Consider the following 15,466-nt stretch of genomic DNA (forward strand, 5'->3'; position numbering starts at 1 on the left):
GGCCTGCCTTGCCAAGCTTTAACATCGTCCATGACATCATCAGTAATTCTACTAACAAGGCTTTCGCTAATGTCAGCCCCGTATAGTTCCTGAATCTGAAGTTTAATATCTGATAGACTCATTCCTTTGGCGTATAAGGATAGAATTTTTTGATCTAAACCTTCAATTCTTGTTTTTCTTTTGGGAATGATTGCAGGTTCAAACTCAGCATCTCTATCCCTTGGAACGTCTATTGTAATAAGGCCATTATCAGTGATTAGATTCTTTTGAGATACACCGTTACGGGCGTTATTAGAAGTGATAATACGATCGTATCTGTCATAACCTAGATGATTATTCATCTCTGCCTGTAAAGCTTTTTCCACAAGACGTTTTGTTAGTTGTTTCAATAACCCGCCTTTGCTTAAAACATTCGATAGATCTACTTCTTTACTTACCAGTAAATCTATCGCTGCGGATATAGCTTCATTATTCTTATTATTGATAGTGTTTTTAGTCATATTTTATTCCTCTTAGTTATATTAATTGATTATATAACCTATAAGGAATTTACACACTTAGATGGACAGACCCTAGAGGTGGTTTTTTATTCTTTTAAATAGTTGAAAATAATCAACTTATATCAATTAACCGTGATGATCTTCATGTACAATAGTGCTTCCAAGGGTGCTAACACTACCACTATTTTCATGAATATCAATAGATGATGCTGTAAGCGGGTTAAGACTAACTCCTAACTGAGCGCCTACGAGTCCCATAACGCCACTTGCGCTATGTTCTGCTGCTTCACCTACTTCTTTAACGACTGTGATGCTTAAACTCGCCACACTTTCTTTTAGAGTGACAAGAGCACTTTCGCCATTTAGGCCATCATCTATTAGTCCAGAAACGGTTTTGGTTGTAATCTTAACAGTTTCATGACCTATGTCACTGATGCTATCTTTTATACTTTCGCTGATATCACTTGGTAGTTTTGTTCCCATAGCATCGCCTAGTTTATCAATACCATGCTCAATTAGTGCTCCAAATATTTTTTCTAGTACTGGCGATAATTTTGTCCACAAACCCTTGAGAAAAGCCAAAATCTTGTGTCCTGCAGACTCACCTAATTCAATATGGTATAAAGAAGCTGTTTCTTTCATCAGATCTTCTTTTTGGCTACTATTCAGAGATTGTATAGCCAGAATCATTTCAGGCTCTAGATGATATTCTACTTTTTCTGGATGCTTTAAAATCATTTTTAAAGCTTCTTTAGAAGCAACCGTTACTCCATCTTCAGCTAGGTCTTGATTTAATAATTCAGCTAGGTCTTGATTTAATAATTCAGCTAGGTCATGCTGTTCAAGCTGTTCTAATTTTAGTTTGAATTGTTTTTTGAACAAAACCCAGAGTCCTTTTGCTTGGAGAGAATTCATATTTTGTATTTCATGAGCTGTTTCAACGTCAACTCCGAAGGACAAAGGGTGCGCAACAAACGCATCATAATATTCACTTAAATGCCCTTTCATATCTTGATATGAGTTTATTGTAGTTTTAACACTATGTCCTATTGAGATTGAGCTTGCTCTTAAGCTTTCTTTATGTTCTTCTTTATGTTCTTCTCTCTTCATATTACTACCTATTTTTTTGTATTTAGTTACATGATTTTAGTAAAAATCCTTAAAATATTGGAAATTACTAAAAGCTAGTATGATGCATAAAAGTAAATAAATTATTAATTAAAAAATTAAAATTTAATGCCCATTGTGGTGCACACTGTTACTAAGTTTATCTGCATCAACTTTTCTGCGTTGGTAAGTCCAATTTACTTGATTGAATTTTGGCTAAGCTTATAATGCAAAATAATAAACTTAAATTAAAAGGCAATGAAGTATATCAAAAGTCTATTTGCTGGAAGTAAAATACGATCAATATTGTTATTCGTTTTTTCAATAGCCACCTTTGGATCATTAGCTTCGTATAACCCAAGTGATCCCTCGTTTAATTTGGTTACAGATGGCTATCCTAGTAACTTATTACTATATTTTGGATCTTATTTATCAGATTTAGTATACCAACTTATGGGAATATCAGCTTATATAATTCCATTAGCTTCTTTGGTTTGGTCGTATGAATTATTTCGTTCTGGTCAAATAACGTACCCAAAAACACGCTTCTTTTTGATGTTAATGTCCGTGGGATGTGCGGCTTGCGCGGCTGATTACTTTGAGATAGCTATTCTGCCATCTAGAAGCGGTGGTATTCTTGGAATTGGCTTATGGAGTATGATTATAAGTATTGATTATGTGACTTTATATAAAACATATGTATATATTTGTTTTGCTCTCGTAGCTTTAATTTCCTTGGTTCTTGCCCTTGGTATTAGTCTTCAAACGTATAGCAAGATTATTGTTTTTTTCGTCTCGCCTATTAAAAAAATAGATGTCCTTCAAACATTAGCTAAGAAAATAGGAACAATTGATAGTGGTCGAGCTTATTATGAATCTGCTGAATTTGATAAAGTAAATGAGCGTCAGAGGATCCAGCCCGTGCAAACGAGACGGGAGAATATCGCTCCAACGATTGAGGTTAATAATGATTCTTTAGTTAAAGAAATATTGCCTATTAAACAAAATTCTGCTTCTTCCCCACAAGTTCCTGTAGCAAATATCCCTGTATCAAGGATGGTTGTACCAGCGACTATTAGCGTAGAAGATAACGAAGATTTAATACCATCTGTCGATCTTTTGGCAGATGCTCAGGAGCAGAAATTTAAACCGCAAACACAAGAAGAATTAAAACAAAAATCTGAAGATTTATTGGCTGTCTTGAGTGATTTTGGAGTAAAAGGCAAAATAATTGATGTTCGTGAAGGTCCAGTGGTAACTATGTATGAGTTTGAGCCTGCAGCGGGGACGAAGTCATCCAGAGTTATAGGACTTGCCGATGATATAGCGCGTTCTCTTTCAGCAATTTCCACACGTATTGCCGTAATCCCAGGTCGTAATGTTTTAGGTATTGAGCTGCCAAACAAACAAAGGATGTTTTTCCGGTTGAAAGAATTGGTTCAAACTGCAGAATTTCAAGATAGATCTATTATGCTGCCAATAATTTTGGGCAAGGATTTGGGTGGGATACCTATGGTTGCTGATCTTGCGAAGATGCCTCACTTGCTTGTTGCAGGTACTACTGGTTCTGGTAAGTCTGTGGCTATCAATGCAATGATTATGTCGCTGTTATATCGATACACACCTCAAGAGTGTCGTATGATTATGATAGACCCTAAAATGCTTGAACTATCTGCTTATGACAACATACCTCACCTTATGACCCCCGTTGTTACCGAGCCAGGTAAAGCAGTTGTGGCATTGAAATGGGCGGTTAAGGAGATGGAGAATAGATATCGTTTAATGTCGCATTTGGGTGTAAGAAGCATCGCTAATTATAATACGAAGCTACAAGAAGCTGTAAAAGATGGTCAAATTCTTGAACGCAAAATTCAAACTGGTTTCGATCCTGAAACAGGTAAACCATCGTACGAGTCTGTTCCGATTGATATGAATAAAATGCCTTTTATAGTTGTAATAGTCGATGAAATGGCAGACTTAATGCTTGTGGCTGGTAAAGATATTGAAACATCCATCCAACGTTTGGCACAAATGGCAAGAGCGGCAGGCATACACATAATTATGGCAACTCAGAGGCCGTCTGTGGATGTAATTACAGGTGTGATTAAAGCTAATTTTCCAAGTAGAATTAGCTTTAAGGTGACTTCCAAGATAGATAGTAGAACGATTCTTGGTGAGCAAGGTTCAGAGCAACTCCTTGGCATGGGTGATATGCTTTATATGGGCAATAGTTCACGTATACTCCGGGTGCACGGTCCATTTGTTGATGATAATGAAGTTGAAAAAGTTACGAATTTTCTTAGGTCAACTGGAGTGCCAGAATATATATCAGCTGTAACTGAAGGAGACGATGAAATATCTTCTAATATGATCTCTGATGAAGGAGAGGATGATGATATATACACACAAGCAGTAAATATAGTTAGAACTGAAAGAAAAACTTCAATCAGTTATATTCAGCGTTGCCTTCGTATTGGGTATAACCGGGCGGCAAATATTGTTGAGACAATGGAAAAAAACGGTATCCTTTCCCCGCCTAATCATTCTGGGAAAAGAGAGGTTTTATTACCGAAAGATTAATTCATTAACTAAATTATATGCTTTTATTCTCAATATAAATATGATATAATACCTGCCGAGTAATTTTCCTTAATTTATGAGGTGTGCATGTCAAAAAAACCAGAATTCAAAGTTGGTGAAAGAGTAGTCTACCCTTCTCATGGCGTCGGCGAAATTATTGAAATAGAGAGTCAAGCAATAGGTGAAATTAAGCTAGAAGTTTATGTAATTTCATTCCCGCATGATAAAATGACTCTACGAGTTCCTGTTTCAAGAGCTACTGCTTCTGGTCTTAGAACCTTGGCTACTAAAAGTGATGTTAATAAAGTGTATAGCATCTTGAACGATAAACCAAAACGCGGAAATAAGATGTGGAGCAGACGTGCTCAAGAGTACGAAACCAAAATAAATTCTGGCCAAATTGAGGCCATTGCTGAAGTTGTACGTGATTTATATAAAAATGTTGATAATGATCGTTCTTATAGTGAGAGAACAATTTACGAATCAGCACTCAACCGCCTTGCGACTGAAATAGCAGTTTTAGAAAATATAACCATAGCCACCGCGACAGAAAAATTAGTTGAGTTATTGCGAGAGAAGCTAGCCGCAGCTTAACTAACAAAAAATACTTTTATTGTATTTCCTTTTAAATCATGGATATAAATTTGACTAGGTATTTTTAGTGCTTGATTAGTTGTTTTCTATTAAGCATTATATGCTTTGTTACTTATCATTGATTACTATATAGCCTAGGTATAATCTTAATAATATAGGCTCAAATTCCAAGATAAGAATAATTTATGGACTATAATGTTGTTATTGATTTTTGGTTTAATAATAAGCAAAAGTGGTTTGTAAAAGAGCCAGAGTTTGACACTCTCATTCAGGAAAAGTTTCTAACAGTTTATAATCAAGCTATTAATAGGGAATTAGAAAATTGGAAAAATAAGGCAGAAAGTTTATTGTCTTTAGTACTAGTTTTAGATCAATTTCCACGTAATATGTTTAGAGATACCCCGCAAGCCTTTTCTGGAGATGAAATATCACTATTTTTGGTTAAAGAAGCAATTGAGAAAGGCTTTGACTTAAAGCTTAACTCGGATCAACGCATGTTTTTATATATGCCTCTCATGCATAGTGAATTATTGCTAGACCAAGAACTCTCCGTAGAATTATATAGTAAAATGAAGAATATAAATACCTTAAACTACGCTATAGCACACCATGATATCATTGTTAGATTTAGCCGTTTTCCTCATCGAAATAAGATACTAGGCAGAATCTCAACTTTACAAGAATTGGAATTTTTACGTACTCCAAATTCTAGTTTCTAAGATAACCTGAACTTGATTCTGGATCGTCTTCTGATCCTAATTAACCTGAACTATGGATAAGGAATAGAGTCGTATGGTTTATACTGGGGATCGCTGTACGCACCGTCATCCTGAATTTACTTCAGGATCTCATGAGATAGGAGAAGATTACTTGGTCGAAGAGACAGGTGAAACCAACTGAGTTCAGCATGACGGTAGATAAGAAGATACCGGATCAAGCCCGGTATGACTGCGTTTCTTGCCGGACATAACTAAATCTAATATTTATCTTATCCATAGTTGGGGTTAATTAGATTCTGAATCAAGTTCAGGATGACTTTTACAAAGCTGATTATCAGTTAAAGTTTTAGAAATGAATGCTAGCAGATAATCCAGCATTTACTAGACTAACTTTGTTGAATGGCTTAATACCTAAATTGAGATCAATAAACATTCGATTATTTATTTTTATTGATACACCACTGCTCATATTAAAAGAAGATTTTGGTATTTCATAAGTGGGAATAAAGAAATATTTAGGCATATCCGATACTCTGCTTTGGGCTCTTTTACTTATAGTATTCGCAAATTCATGAACATATGATAGTGATAACATAGGTGAGATTGGTATATTACGTGCGATTAGCTCTTTTGAAATTTTTAGACCAACTTCACCAAGGAAAGAATCTCGTCTTGGAACTTTAAATGCCATTGTGGTACTCCTGATTTCTCCTCTTTCTTTATACGATTTTAGGCTAACACTCTGGTAACTAGTATTTAAGAATGGAGTAAGAGTAGTGTCTTTTAAAGTATAATTGTAGCCGAATCCGCCTGCGGCCATATATCGTTTACCAGTAGTTTTTCCTTGCTCAGAAATTTGATTTCTCCCAAGCTGAATATCTCTACGAATATTGTATTTAATATTACCAAAACCACTGATTATGTAGCCAAAAACATGATTTTCAGCATTATTATACATGGCGTGTAAAGAAACTGCTGGCTCACTCACAGTTCCACGACCGTACTTTTTAGCAAAGTGAGAATAATTATAGAAGTAATGTACTTGTGTACCAATTATCAAGTAATCATTCATTATGCAATTTGCGAGTACAGTTGGATTTGCCGTATGTGAAGCTCCAAGCCCCAATTGTTTTGTGCTAAAATCGGGAGCATAATTTAACTGGTACGTACCAGTTGGTATAATAGTAAAGGATTTACTGTTATTGTTAAAATTGTTTGAATCGCCGGCTAATTTAGCTACCGTATTTATTACTAAGAGCCCATTATTAATAGGCAACTCCCGCATCAAGGCTACTCTGCTGGGAGCTTCTAAAATTGAAGCAACATAGTGTTGAATTAATTGATGAGCGTCACCTGTTGGGTGTGCGGATATAAAAAATCCTTGGTTTTCTTGAGTTCTTTGGATTTGGTCAGGAGTAAAATATGCGGTAGGATTGCTGGTTACTTCATTCAACAATCTTTTAGTATCTACAAAAATAATATTTGCATGTGGAGCTTGTCTAGCAATTTGTTCATTAACCGCTTTATTAAATTCATTGCTCCATATACCATGGAAAAATAAAGACCACTCACTAGAACCATCCTGGCGTAATCCATCATTGAATTGATTTAACAGAACAATATAGTGAGCTCCATTAGTTGAAATATGATTTATAAAATTACCATATGATTTTGCTCTATTTTGTATGTCGTTATATGTTTGAGGAAAAAGGTCACTAAAATTAAATACTCCTTTGTTGTATTGCATTACAAAATCATCAAATGATAATCCAGTATTATTATATTGATTGGCCTCAAAACCGAATCCTAAAAATCCGCCAGGTATAGCAGTTCTATTATGAGAATTAGCAGAGTCACTTGGTCCCATGAAGACTAGGTAGAGACCATTACTATCAAAACCACCAACATTAGAGGTATAATTGGATAATTGGATCGGTAAGTCAAAAGTTTTTCCTCCACCAAAAGCAAAACCATTTTTGTTATCTATGTAATTTATACCATAGCGCTTCATCAGCAGTTCAGTCCACGTACCTTGATAGCTAAAACTATCACCAAATGTATAGATGTTGCTGAACTCCTCTTGAAATTTAGCATGAGCAGAAAATGAACCTAATATTAAGGCTAAAAAAAAGATTGTGAAAAACTGGAGTATAAATATCGATAGTTTGCGCATAAAATAAATAGTTAAGTTCGGGCTAGTAGATTAAAATTTACTATACCATGCCCTTTGGTCTTTGTATAAAACCAGGATAATAAGAGAAAATAGTACTACGAAAATTTTTAGGGAGATAGAAAAAAACAAAAGAGTATTTAGATAAAGTATAAGTTTTTATTTAAAAACGTGAAAAGTCTAATTAGTCAAAATTAGTGTCGACTCCAACCACTTTTGCAAAGCTTATACCGTCAAATGATTCGTAGGTAAAGCCATTTATGAAGCAAACAAAAACTTCAACAATTCCATCGAACATTCCTGCCAGATATCCTAGAAATACGGTAATAGCGCGGTACCAGGATTATTTACTTTTGCAGCCCAATCTTGTGGTAAATTTTATAGTGCAGTTGGTTGTTGCTAAGAAAGCTTTTTAATACTTCCTACGCTTAGTTTGCGTCTTCTTCTTCCGTTACTTCCTTTTGCTTTGAATTCTCTGCTTCCATTGCGCTTAGCTCATCTTCTTTCTGTTGAGCGTCTTTTTTACCGCCTTCTTTATATTCTCTTAGAGCGTCTTGTGCTTCGGTATCAGTTTTGGCAACTACCACTAATATAGTAGTAATAACCTCAGGATGAAGGATAACTTGAACGTCAAATATACCATTGAATTTAATAGGAGTATCAAGAAGAACATTGGTATAATTAAGTGGTACATTCGCAAGCTTTGAAAGCTCAGCTGCTATTGCTTTTGCACTGACAGAACCAAATAATCTTCCATCAGCAGCAGATTGAGTTATAAAAGTTATGTGCTTGCTTTTAATAGCAGCTACCACTTTTTCTGCGTCAACTTTATTTTCAGCATTTTTAGCTTCCATATCTTTTTGCAAAGAAGAAAATTTAGCGATATTTTCTTTGGTAGCCCTTATTGCAAATTCTTGAGGGATTAAATAGTTGCGACCAAAACCATCGGCGACGGTAACGGTGTTCCCAACTTTTCCTAACTTTCTAACTGGCTTTACTAAGATAACTTGCATATTTGTGTATAAATAAAATGTTCAATGATGATAATTTCAGTCCGAAAACTACTTGCTTGTATAAACGAAAGGTAAAAGTGCAAGAGTTCTGCTGTGTTTAATTGCTTTCTTTAAAGCTCGTTGATGTTTTGCAGAAACGTTGGTAATTCTACTTGGTAACATCCTGCCGCCTTCAGATATAAATTTCCCCAAAAGATCTGGGTCTTTGTAATCTATAACGCTAGCCCCATTGCCTGAAAAAGGGCATCCTTTGCTCTTTTTAAAAAACGGCTTTCTATTAGTTCTATCGTTTGAGTTTTCAAATGATTTGTTTGGTTCTGAAGAAGGTTCGTATGCCATGAAATTAATCTACTTTTATTTTCGAATGAATTGCTTTAGTTTCGATTTGACGTTACATCAACTATATTTTCGTCGTCACTGCTTTTTGCTCTAAGGATAGGAGATGGATCTTTGCTGATTGCATCTACACGTACTAGAGAAGTTCTAATTATGCTTTCGCTAAGTTTAGTTTTTCTATCAAGTTCATCTAATAGAGGCTTATTTGCTTCAATACCCATGAAATAGTAATGACCTTTCTTATTGTTCTGAATTTCATAAGCAAGAGTTCTGAGGCCCCAATATTCTGTTTTTACCACGTTGCCGTCATAATTCTTGATTACCTGCTTAAGATCATCAACGATCTTGTCGACATCAGCTGACGAAACGTCCTGACGAATAATAATAATGGACTCGTAAAATGCCATAAAAAGCGTCTCCAATTAATAAGTGACTTTATAAAATATGGCCATTTATAACAATATAAACTAATTTGTTCAAGCATTATCTTTCTTAATCATGCAAAAATGTCCTTAATTAAACATAAAGAATAAAAAAAGCACTTACGTTAATTGTATTTTACTTGGTTGTAACCATATAAAGAATTATAATGACTGACGCTAAATAAAAATTGAATTTAAGTTAATTTAAGGAGACTAATTCGTGTCAGATAAATTGCCGCCCAAAATACTAGTTGTTGAAGCAGATGAGGTAATGAATACTAGCCTTTGTAATACCATTGAGCGTTACTGGTTTGATGTTACAAGGGCAAGAAATTCTGAAACAGCCCAAAGAGCAGCTCAAGTACATTTACCAAATGTGGCTATAGTTAGCTCTAGAGTACAAGACAAGTCTGCAATAGAGGTTGGAGTAGCTCTTAGAAAGATAATTGAATTAAAAGAATTACCTATAGTATTTATTATTGAACAAGGTGAACCGGTTGATAATTATAATTTAATTAGTGGAGGTTATACTGAGATAATACGCAGGCCTTTTACTCCTAATGAACTAATGACAACGATCAGATTGTTGCTTAGAAAATCTAAACCCATATTCCAGGACAAAATTATCAAATATGGTGATATCAGTATGGACCTCTCAACTTTTAGGGTTCACAGGGGAGCTAAACAAGTTCACTTGGGGCCAACAGAGTTCAAAATTTTAGAACTCTTTGTTCAGAAACCTAAAAATATATATTCACGTCGCCAAATTATTGATTATGTTTGGGGAACGGAAAAAGATATTGCTCATAGAACTATTGATGTCCATATAAATAGGATTAGAACTCTAATGAAACTTGATTCTGATAGATATCCACTGATCAAGACAATAAGATCTGCAGGATATTGTTTAGATTAAACAATAATGATTGGTACTTGGGTAGCTTGTTAATCGTTTCATCTATTATGTAAAGGCTTTGCTTCATCGTGTCTCGCACCAAATACCCCTAAGTTTACTAGTAACTGACTTATTTGATGTGCATCGAGAGCTTAATGGTTTAGGAGTATTAAAAATTGATAATTGAAAGAAAGCTTGAGTCGCTGCAAGTAATAAAAAGGCTTTTAAAAGACCATGTGTCTGCTTATAAGAGACAAATCTTTACGGCGATATTTTTTATGGTGATTGTCGCAATTTGTTCTGCAGCAATTGTAAGGTTAGTGCAACCAGCAATTGATAGAGTGTTTTTGACGCATGATCGTCATATGTTGGTAGTGATTCCTCTTTTGATGTTATCTATATATTCAATAAAAGGTATAGCAGAGTATTTTCAGAGTTATTTTATTAAATTTATTGGTCAGCAAATTCTTACAAACTTACAGATGCTTATGTATGAGCACCTGTTACAAGCAGATTTTTTGTTCATCCAGTCTCAATCTTCGGGTAGATTGATCTCAAGATTTACAAATGACATAATGTTAATGAGGGGAGCGGTGTCCGACCTTTTAGTTGGTTGTGCTAAGCATTTGTTATCGGTAATATTTTTGATCGGAATAATGTTTAGCTTAGATCCGTTTCTGGCATTATTTATTTTCTTGGCGTTCCCGCTTGCGATATATCCAATTCAAAGGCTTGGGCGAAAAATGCGTGGTGTAACAACTTCAGCTCAGGAAGAATTAGGAGATTTTACAGCAAGGTTAGATGAAACTTTTTCATCTATCAAGGTGATTAAATCTTTTTGTACGGAAAAAATAGAAGCTGATAGAGCAAGAAAAATAACCTCAAATATTCTGCAGTTCTATAAAAAGGCGGCAAAATTTGATTCTCTAACCTCGCCGATAATGGAAATATTAAGTGGTTTTGCAATAGCTTGCGTCCTTTGGTATGGTGGTTTTGCCGTGATCCAAGGCAAAATGAGTACTGGTGCATTATTTGCTTTTATTACCGCTTTTGTTTCGGCTTACAGGCCATTTAAAAGCCTTGTAGCGTTAAATGTAAACTTACAAGAGGGCATTACGGCAGCCAATCGTGTTTTTAATATTCTTGATTTTAAACCGATTATTTCAGATAAGGATAATGCTAGTAGCCCTGTTTTCATCTCTCCGTACATTGAATTCAAAAATGTTGAAATGAAATTTTCCAACGGTAAGGTAGCTTTGAAGTCACTAGACTTAAAGGTTGATACTGGAAAAACATATGCTTTTGTAGGTAGCTCAGGCAGCGGTAAAACCACTGTTGCTAATCTAGTGATTCGAATGTTTGATCCGTCACTTGGACAAATAGTGATTGATGACTATGACATAAAAGACATATCCCTTAAGTCATTAAGGAGTCAAATCTCTTTGGTTTCTCAGGAAACAGTGCTTTTCGATACTACAGTTCTAGAGAATATTTCTTATGGAACAATGGGAGCTTCAAGAGATTTGGTGATTAAGGCGGCTAAGTCTGCTGATGCCCACGAATTTATTCTTGCCTTACCCGATGGGTATGACACAATGATAGGGTCGAATGGAACAACCCTATCTGGTGGCCAAAGACAAAGGCTGTCAATTGCTAGAGCTTTTTTAAAGGACGCTCCCATTCTGGTCTTAGATGAAGCAACAAGCGCGCTAGACCCAAATTCCGAAAGATCAATAATAGATTCATTGGCAAGGCTTAGGTTAGGTAGGACAACTATGATCATAACTCACAGGTTAGCAAGCATTAAAGATGCCGATCAGATTGTAGTAATGAAAAATGGCAAAATTATAGAACAAGGACAACATTCTGAATTGCTAAAACTTCAAAAAGAATATTACAAATTGTACAACAAGCAATTGAAAGAGACAAATAATAGCAAGCATCAAATCAACTGATACAAAGGAATTTTGTGAGCCTAGTGCGCAAGGGCCGCTCATGAATTCATTAAGTCTGATTTAATTTGACGCTTGCTGTAAGCATGTATAATATAGCAAAAACTTGATTAGATATTTATAGAGGTACAAAATGGATACAACAGATACTATTACCGTTCAAGATACAAGTAGTGCTGCAGCAGCTCCTCCTCCAGTTGAGTCTAATGGATGGACAAGCCTTGTCCCAATGGTGCTAATCTTTGTGGTGTTCTATTTTTTGCTTATTCGTCCACAGGAAAAAAAGCGTCGTAATCAAGAAACTTTAGTTTCTGGGGTAAAGAAAGGAGAAGAAGTAATGACAAATTCTGGTTTATTTGGAGTTATTAGTAAAATCAATGATAGTGATAATACTGTAATGCTACAAATTGCAAAAGACGTTGAAATTAAAGTGCTCAAAACTTCGATTGCCGATATAGTTAGTAGGAGTAAAAAACCTGAAGATACTAAAGATAAGAAGCAAATTGATGCCAAATCTGCTTCTTCTGTGAAGCAAAAAAAGAAATAATAACAATTGTAAGAGTTTGCTGTGCAAAAAATATCAAAATTCAAATTTATTATTTCTGTAATATTTACTTTAATCGCGATTTTATACGTATTGCCGAACTTTACGAATAACCATCGTCTGAGTTGGTTTCCTGGTGATAAAATAAATTTGGGTTTGGATTTAAGAGGAGGTTCGCACCTTCTTCTTAGTGCTGATTTTGATAGCTACATGGATGATGTCAGCCAGTCAGTTGTCGAGTCTCTGAGAAAATATTTAAGAGATGAAAAAATTGGTTATAGAAACCTTCAGGTATCAAGAAATAATATTAAATTTGATTTTCGAGATAATGATGATCTCAAAAGTCTAAAAAAAATTATAAAGAACATTGATCCTAATCTTTCTTTCGCAGTTGAAGGAAGTATTATGACTTTGTATTATAGTGAATATGAGCTGAATCAGCTTCAGGATAAGGTTATTGATCAGTCAATAGAGATTGTTAGGATGAGGGTTGATAGCACAGGGACAAAAGAACCAACTATTCAACGCCAAGGGGTAAGGGATATTTTGTTACAAGTTCCAGGAGAAGAAAATCCGGCGGAACTTAAGAGAGTACTTGGCAAAACAGCAAAATTAACCTTTCATTTGGTTGATGATAGTGCCAATTTGGAACGTGCTAAAACTGGGCATGCTCCACTTGATTCTAAAATAGTGAAATCAGAAGATGGTTCTGAGATAATGGTTATTAAGAAAAAAGTGATAGTTAGCGGTGATCAGCTAAATAATGCTCAAGCACAGTTTCAGGAAGCTATGCCCGTGGTTCATTTCTCTTTAAATAATATGGGTGCTAAGAAATTTGCTGAAGCAACAACAAAGAACCGTGGTAAGCGTTTGGCGATCATCCTTGACGGAAGAGTCTTAAGCGCTCCGGTTATTAATGATCCTATTGTTGGTGGTGATGGTGTTATTTCTGGCCATTTTACTGTTGAATCAGCAACTGAGTTAGCTTTAATGCTCAAAGCTGGTGCGTTGCCAGCGCCATTAAAAATTGTGGAAGAGAGGTCAATAGGGCCTAACCTGGGTGCGGATTCAATTGAGTCAGGTAAAACTGCTGCTATTGTAGGGTTTATCTTTGTTGCTGTATTTATGGTTCTTGCGTATGGGATTCTTGGCTTGATTGCTAATATTACTCTGGTAATAGCGCTGTTGTATATTTTTGCACTTCTTTCTATGCTGCAAGCTACCCTAACTTTACCTGGTATTGCTGGTATTATTTTAACGATAGGTATGGCAGTTGATGCTAACGTTCTTATATATGAGAGAATACGTGAAGAACTTTCAAAAGGTTGTTCTAATCTGTATGCCGTGAAGTTAGGATTTGAATCAGCCTTTGCCACGATTACCGACTCTAATGTTACGACCTTGATAGCTGCGTTCTTGCTATATAGCTTCGGCGTTGGGACGATCAAAGGGTTTGCTGTTACACTAACTATAGGTATTGTTTGTTCGATGTATACTGCTCTAGTAATAACAAAGCTAATGATAGATATTTGGCTTAAAACGTTTAAGCCAAAAAGTCTTGGTTTATAATGCTGTATTATTGTTATTTAATTTGTTATATCTAGCCTTGCTTGCAGCGGAGAAAATACTATGTTAATTTCTATATTAGCTTATTTTGGCATAGCTTACTTACCAACAAGATATTTCAAGGTTAAATTTACTTACTCTCTTCCTGCTTCCCTGTCCTTAATAATTGTCTTTTTATATATCTGTGCAATGTGTGAGTTGCTGTTTCTAGCTACTTATCTTGTCTATATTGTGGGTATGGTTAGTTTTTGTACTTATGTTTATTTGGATAGAAAAGAATTACGCTATTGTTTGAAGCAATATTGGGGTGAAATTACTATTCTGCTTTGTGCTATTTTAATTTATGCCTTTTATACTAGAAATGCGTATTTTAGTTCTTGGGATGATTTTTCATTTTGGGGGGAGGCAAGTAAGGAGCTGTTACTTAGTAATGTTTTTGAAAAACAGGATATGTTCACGTCGATATTTCCTATACATGCTCATTACCCACGGGGGCCGGCAGTCTATCATTATTTTATGTTATTGTTTTCAGGATATTCTGAAGCAAAGGCGCTACTTGCGCATTTTATTTTCCATCTGATTTTTTTGGCTCCTTTAATGGCCAATAAAAATTTTTGGCACAGTATTTTCATCATCACGCCAATATTAGCGATCATTATGCTTTATACCACGGGTATTCGGTCGATTTATAATGATAGCACTATTGGCTTAATGTTTTATTCAATTGTGGCGATATATATTTTAGAGACAAATAATAAAAGGGCTATAATTGCATCGTTCCCAATTTTTGTATTACTACCTTTGTTTCGAGAAATTGGTTTGATACTGGCTCTAATAAGTGCTTCGATCATTATTTTTAAAGACATTAGAGGCTCAAACGAATCGAAATTAAGGTATAATTTTATTCTTTACTTGTTGATATTGTGCGCTCCAATAATGAGTAATTTTATTTGGGCCAGTTACTTTAGAGATACGCATGATTTTTTTGGTCGGACAGACCATAGTTTTAGTAATTTATTAGTTTTAGCTAAATCATTTAACGAACAGAGCTTACTACTAGTCATAAAC

At 35.1% G+C, this 15,466-nt stretch carries 14 protein-coding genes and 1 pseudogene; 9 read left to right on the plus strand and 6 right to left on the minus strand.

The annotated features are described in order from the left end of the window. Both Megvenef_RS02180 and Megvenef_RS02185 read right to left on the minus strand, forming a co-directional pair. On the minus strand, nucleotides 1–500 hold a 500-nt coding region (locus Megvenef_RS02180), incomplete at its 3' end, for a transposase (RefSeq protein ID WP_322776251.1). A gap of 126 nt (nucleotides 501–626) precedes the next feature. Next, nucleotides 627–1,610, minus strand: a complete 984-nt coding sequence (locus Megvenef_RS02185; RefSeq protein ID WP_322776363.1) for a hypothetical protein — start codon at nucleotides 1,608–1,610, stop codon at nucleotides 627–629. A 255-nt stretch (nucleotides 1,611–1,865) separates the two neighbouring features. Here Megvenef_RS02185 and Megvenef_RS02190 point away from each other — a divergent pair, with 255 nt between their 5' ends. From Megvenef_RS02190 to Megvenef_RS02200, 3 genes are all read left to right on the plus strand, one after another. Continuing rightward, nucleotides 1,866–4,187 (plus strand): DNA translocase FtsK, encoded by a 2,322-nt coding sequence (locus Megvenef_RS02190; protein ID WP_322776364.1) that lies wholly within the window; start codon nucleotides 1,866–1,868, stop codon nucleotides 4,185–4,187. Between the two features lie 87 nt (nucleotides 4,188–4,274). Further along, on the plus strand, nucleotides 4,275–4,781 hold the full coding sequence (locus Megvenef_RS02195; protein ID WP_322776365.1) for a CarD family transcriptional regulator: 507 nt from the start codon (nucleotides 4,275–4,277) through the stop codon (nucleotides 4,779–4,781). A gap of 185 nt (nucleotides 4,782–4,966) precedes the next feature. Then, entirely contained in the window at nucleotides 4,967–5,500 is a 534-nt protein-coding gene (locus Megvenef_RS02200) for a DUF924 family protein (protein WP_322776366.1), read from the plus strand. 346 nt (nucleotides 5,501–5,846) lie between these two features. Here Megvenef_RS02200 and Megvenef_RS02205 read toward each other — a convergent pair whose 3' ends face one another. Further along, entirely contained in the window at nucleotides 5,847–7,673 is a 1,827-nt protein-coding gene (locus Megvenef_RS02205) for an autotransporter domain-containing protein (RefSeq protein WP_322776367.1), read from the minus strand. 257 nt (nucleotides 7,674–7,930) lie between these two features. On the opposite strand from Megvenef_RS02205, the gene Megvenef_RS02210 reads away from it, so the two are divergent. Next, the gene (locus Megvenef_RS02210) at nucleotides 7,931–8,086 is read left to right on the plus strand and encodes a hypothetical protein (protein WP_322776368.1); all 156 of its coding nucleotides are present in this window, start codon (nucleotides 7,931–7,933) and stop codon (nucleotides 8,084–8,086) included. Between the two features lie 12 nt (nucleotides 8,087–8,098). Here Megvenef_RS02210 and rplI read toward each other — a convergent pair whose 3' ends face one another. The 3 genes from rplI to rpsF are packed head-to-tail and all read right to left on the minus strand — an operon-like array spanning nucleotide 8,099 to nucleotide 9,426. Beyond that, on the minus strand, nucleotides 8,099–8,683 hold the full coding sequence (gene rplI, locus Megvenef_RS02215; protein WP_322776369.1) for a 50S ribosomal protein L9: 585 nt from the start codon (nucleotides 8,681–8,683) through the stop codon (nucleotides 8,099–8,101). 48 nt (nucleotides 8,684–8,731) lie between these two features. Next, the gene (gene rpsR / locus Megvenef_RS02220) at nucleotides 8,732–9,022 is read right to left on the minus strand and encodes a 30S ribosomal protein S18 (RefSeq protein ID WP_322776370.1); all 291 of its coding nucleotides are present in this window, start codon (nucleotides 9,020–9,022) and stop codon (nucleotides 8,732–8,734) included. A 35-nt stretch (nucleotides 9,023–9,057) separates the two neighbouring features. Next, nucleotides 9,058–9,426 carry a 30S ribosomal protein S6 gene (gene rpsF / locus Megvenef_RS02225; protein WP_322776371.1) on the minus strand — a complete coding sequence of 123 codons (369 nt, stop codon included), beginning with the start codon at nucleotides 9,424–9,426 and terminating at the stop codon, nucleotides 9,058–9,060. Between the two features lie 235 nt (nucleotides 9,427–9,661). Between rpsF and Megvenef_RS02230 the strand changes: the two genes are divergently transcribed. The 5 genes and pseudogenes from Megvenef_RS02230 to Megvenef_RS02250 form a co-directional block, all read left to right on the plus strand. Then, a complete protein-coding gene (locus tag Megvenef_RS02230; RefSeq protein WP_322776372.1) occupies nucleotides 9,662–10,357 on the plus strand; it encodes a winged helix-turn-helix domain-containing protein in 696 nt (231 codons plus the stop codon). 155 nt (nucleotides 10,358–10,512) lie between these two features. After that, entirely contained in the window at nucleotides 10,513–12,291 is a 1,779-nt protein-coding gene (locus Megvenef_RS02235; RefSeq protein ID WP_322776373.1) for an ABC transporter ATP-binding protein, read from the plus strand. Between the two features lie 130 nt (nucleotides 12,292–12,421). Continuing rightward, nucleotides 12,422–12,835: a preprotein translocase subunit YajC gene (yajC, locus tag Megvenef_RS02240; protein WP_322776374.1), complete on the plus strand. Its 414-nt coding sequence runs from the start codon at nucleotides 12,422–12,424 to the stop codon at nucleotides 12,833–12,835. A gap of 21 nt (nucleotides 12,836–12,856) precedes the next feature. Next, on the plus strand, nucleotides 12,857–14,401 hold the full coding sequence (gene secD, locus Megvenef_RS02245; RefSeq protein WP_322776375.1) for a protein translocase subunit SecD: 1,545 nt from the start codon (nucleotides 12,857–12,859) through the stop codon (nucleotides 14,399–14,401). 60 nt (nucleotides 14,402–14,461) lie between these two features. Next, a pseudogene (locus Megvenef_RS02250) lies at nucleotides 14,462–15,466 on the plus strand (hypothetical protein); the annotation flags it as partial.

It is taken from the genome of Candidatus Megaera venefica (genome assembly GCF_034554655.1).
Taxonomy (GTDB): domain Bacteria; phylum Pseudomonadota; class Alphaproteobacteria; order Rickettsiales; family Rickettsiaceae; genus Megaera_A; species Megaera_A venefica.

Coding starts and splice junctions, on each gene's coding strand:
- Megvenef_RS02190 (WP_322776364.1), top strand. CDS start 1,866: ATGAAGTATATCAAAAGTCTATTTGCTGGAAGTAAAATACGATCAATA.
- rplI (WP_322776369.1), bottom strand. CDS start 8,683: ATGCAAGTTATCTTAGTAAAGCCAGTTAGAAAGTTAGGAAAAGTTGGG.
- Megvenef_RS02210 (WP_322776368.1), top strand. CDS start 7,931: ATGAAGCAAACAAAAACTTCAACAATTCCATCGAACATTCCTGCCAGA.
- Megvenef_RS02185 (WP_322776363.1), bottom strand. CDS start 1,610: ATGAAGAGAGAAGAACATAAAGAAGAACATAAAGAAAGCTTAAGAGCA.
- rpsR (WP_322776370.1), bottom strand. CDS start 9,022: ATGGCATACGAACCTTCTTCAGAACCAAACAAATCATTTGAAAACTCA.
- rpsF (WP_322776371.1), bottom strand. CDS start 9,426: ATGGCATTTTACGAGTCCATTATTATTATTCGTCAGGACGTTTCGTCA.
- Megvenef_RS02195 (WP_322776365.1), top strand. CDS start 4,275: ATGTCAAAAAAACCAGAATTCAAAGTTGGTGAAAGAGTAGTCTACCCT.
- Megvenef_RS02200 (WP_322776366.1), top strand. CDS start 4,967: ATGGACTATAATGTTGTTATTGATTTTTGGTTTAATAATAAGCAAAAG.
- yajC (WP_322776374.1), top strand. CDS start 12,422: ATGGATACAACAGATACTATTACCGTTCAAGATACAAGTAGTGCTGCA.
- Megvenef_RS02205 (WP_322776367.1), bottom strand. CDS start 7,673: ATGCGCAAACTATCGATATTTATACTCCAGTTTTTCACAATCTTTTTT.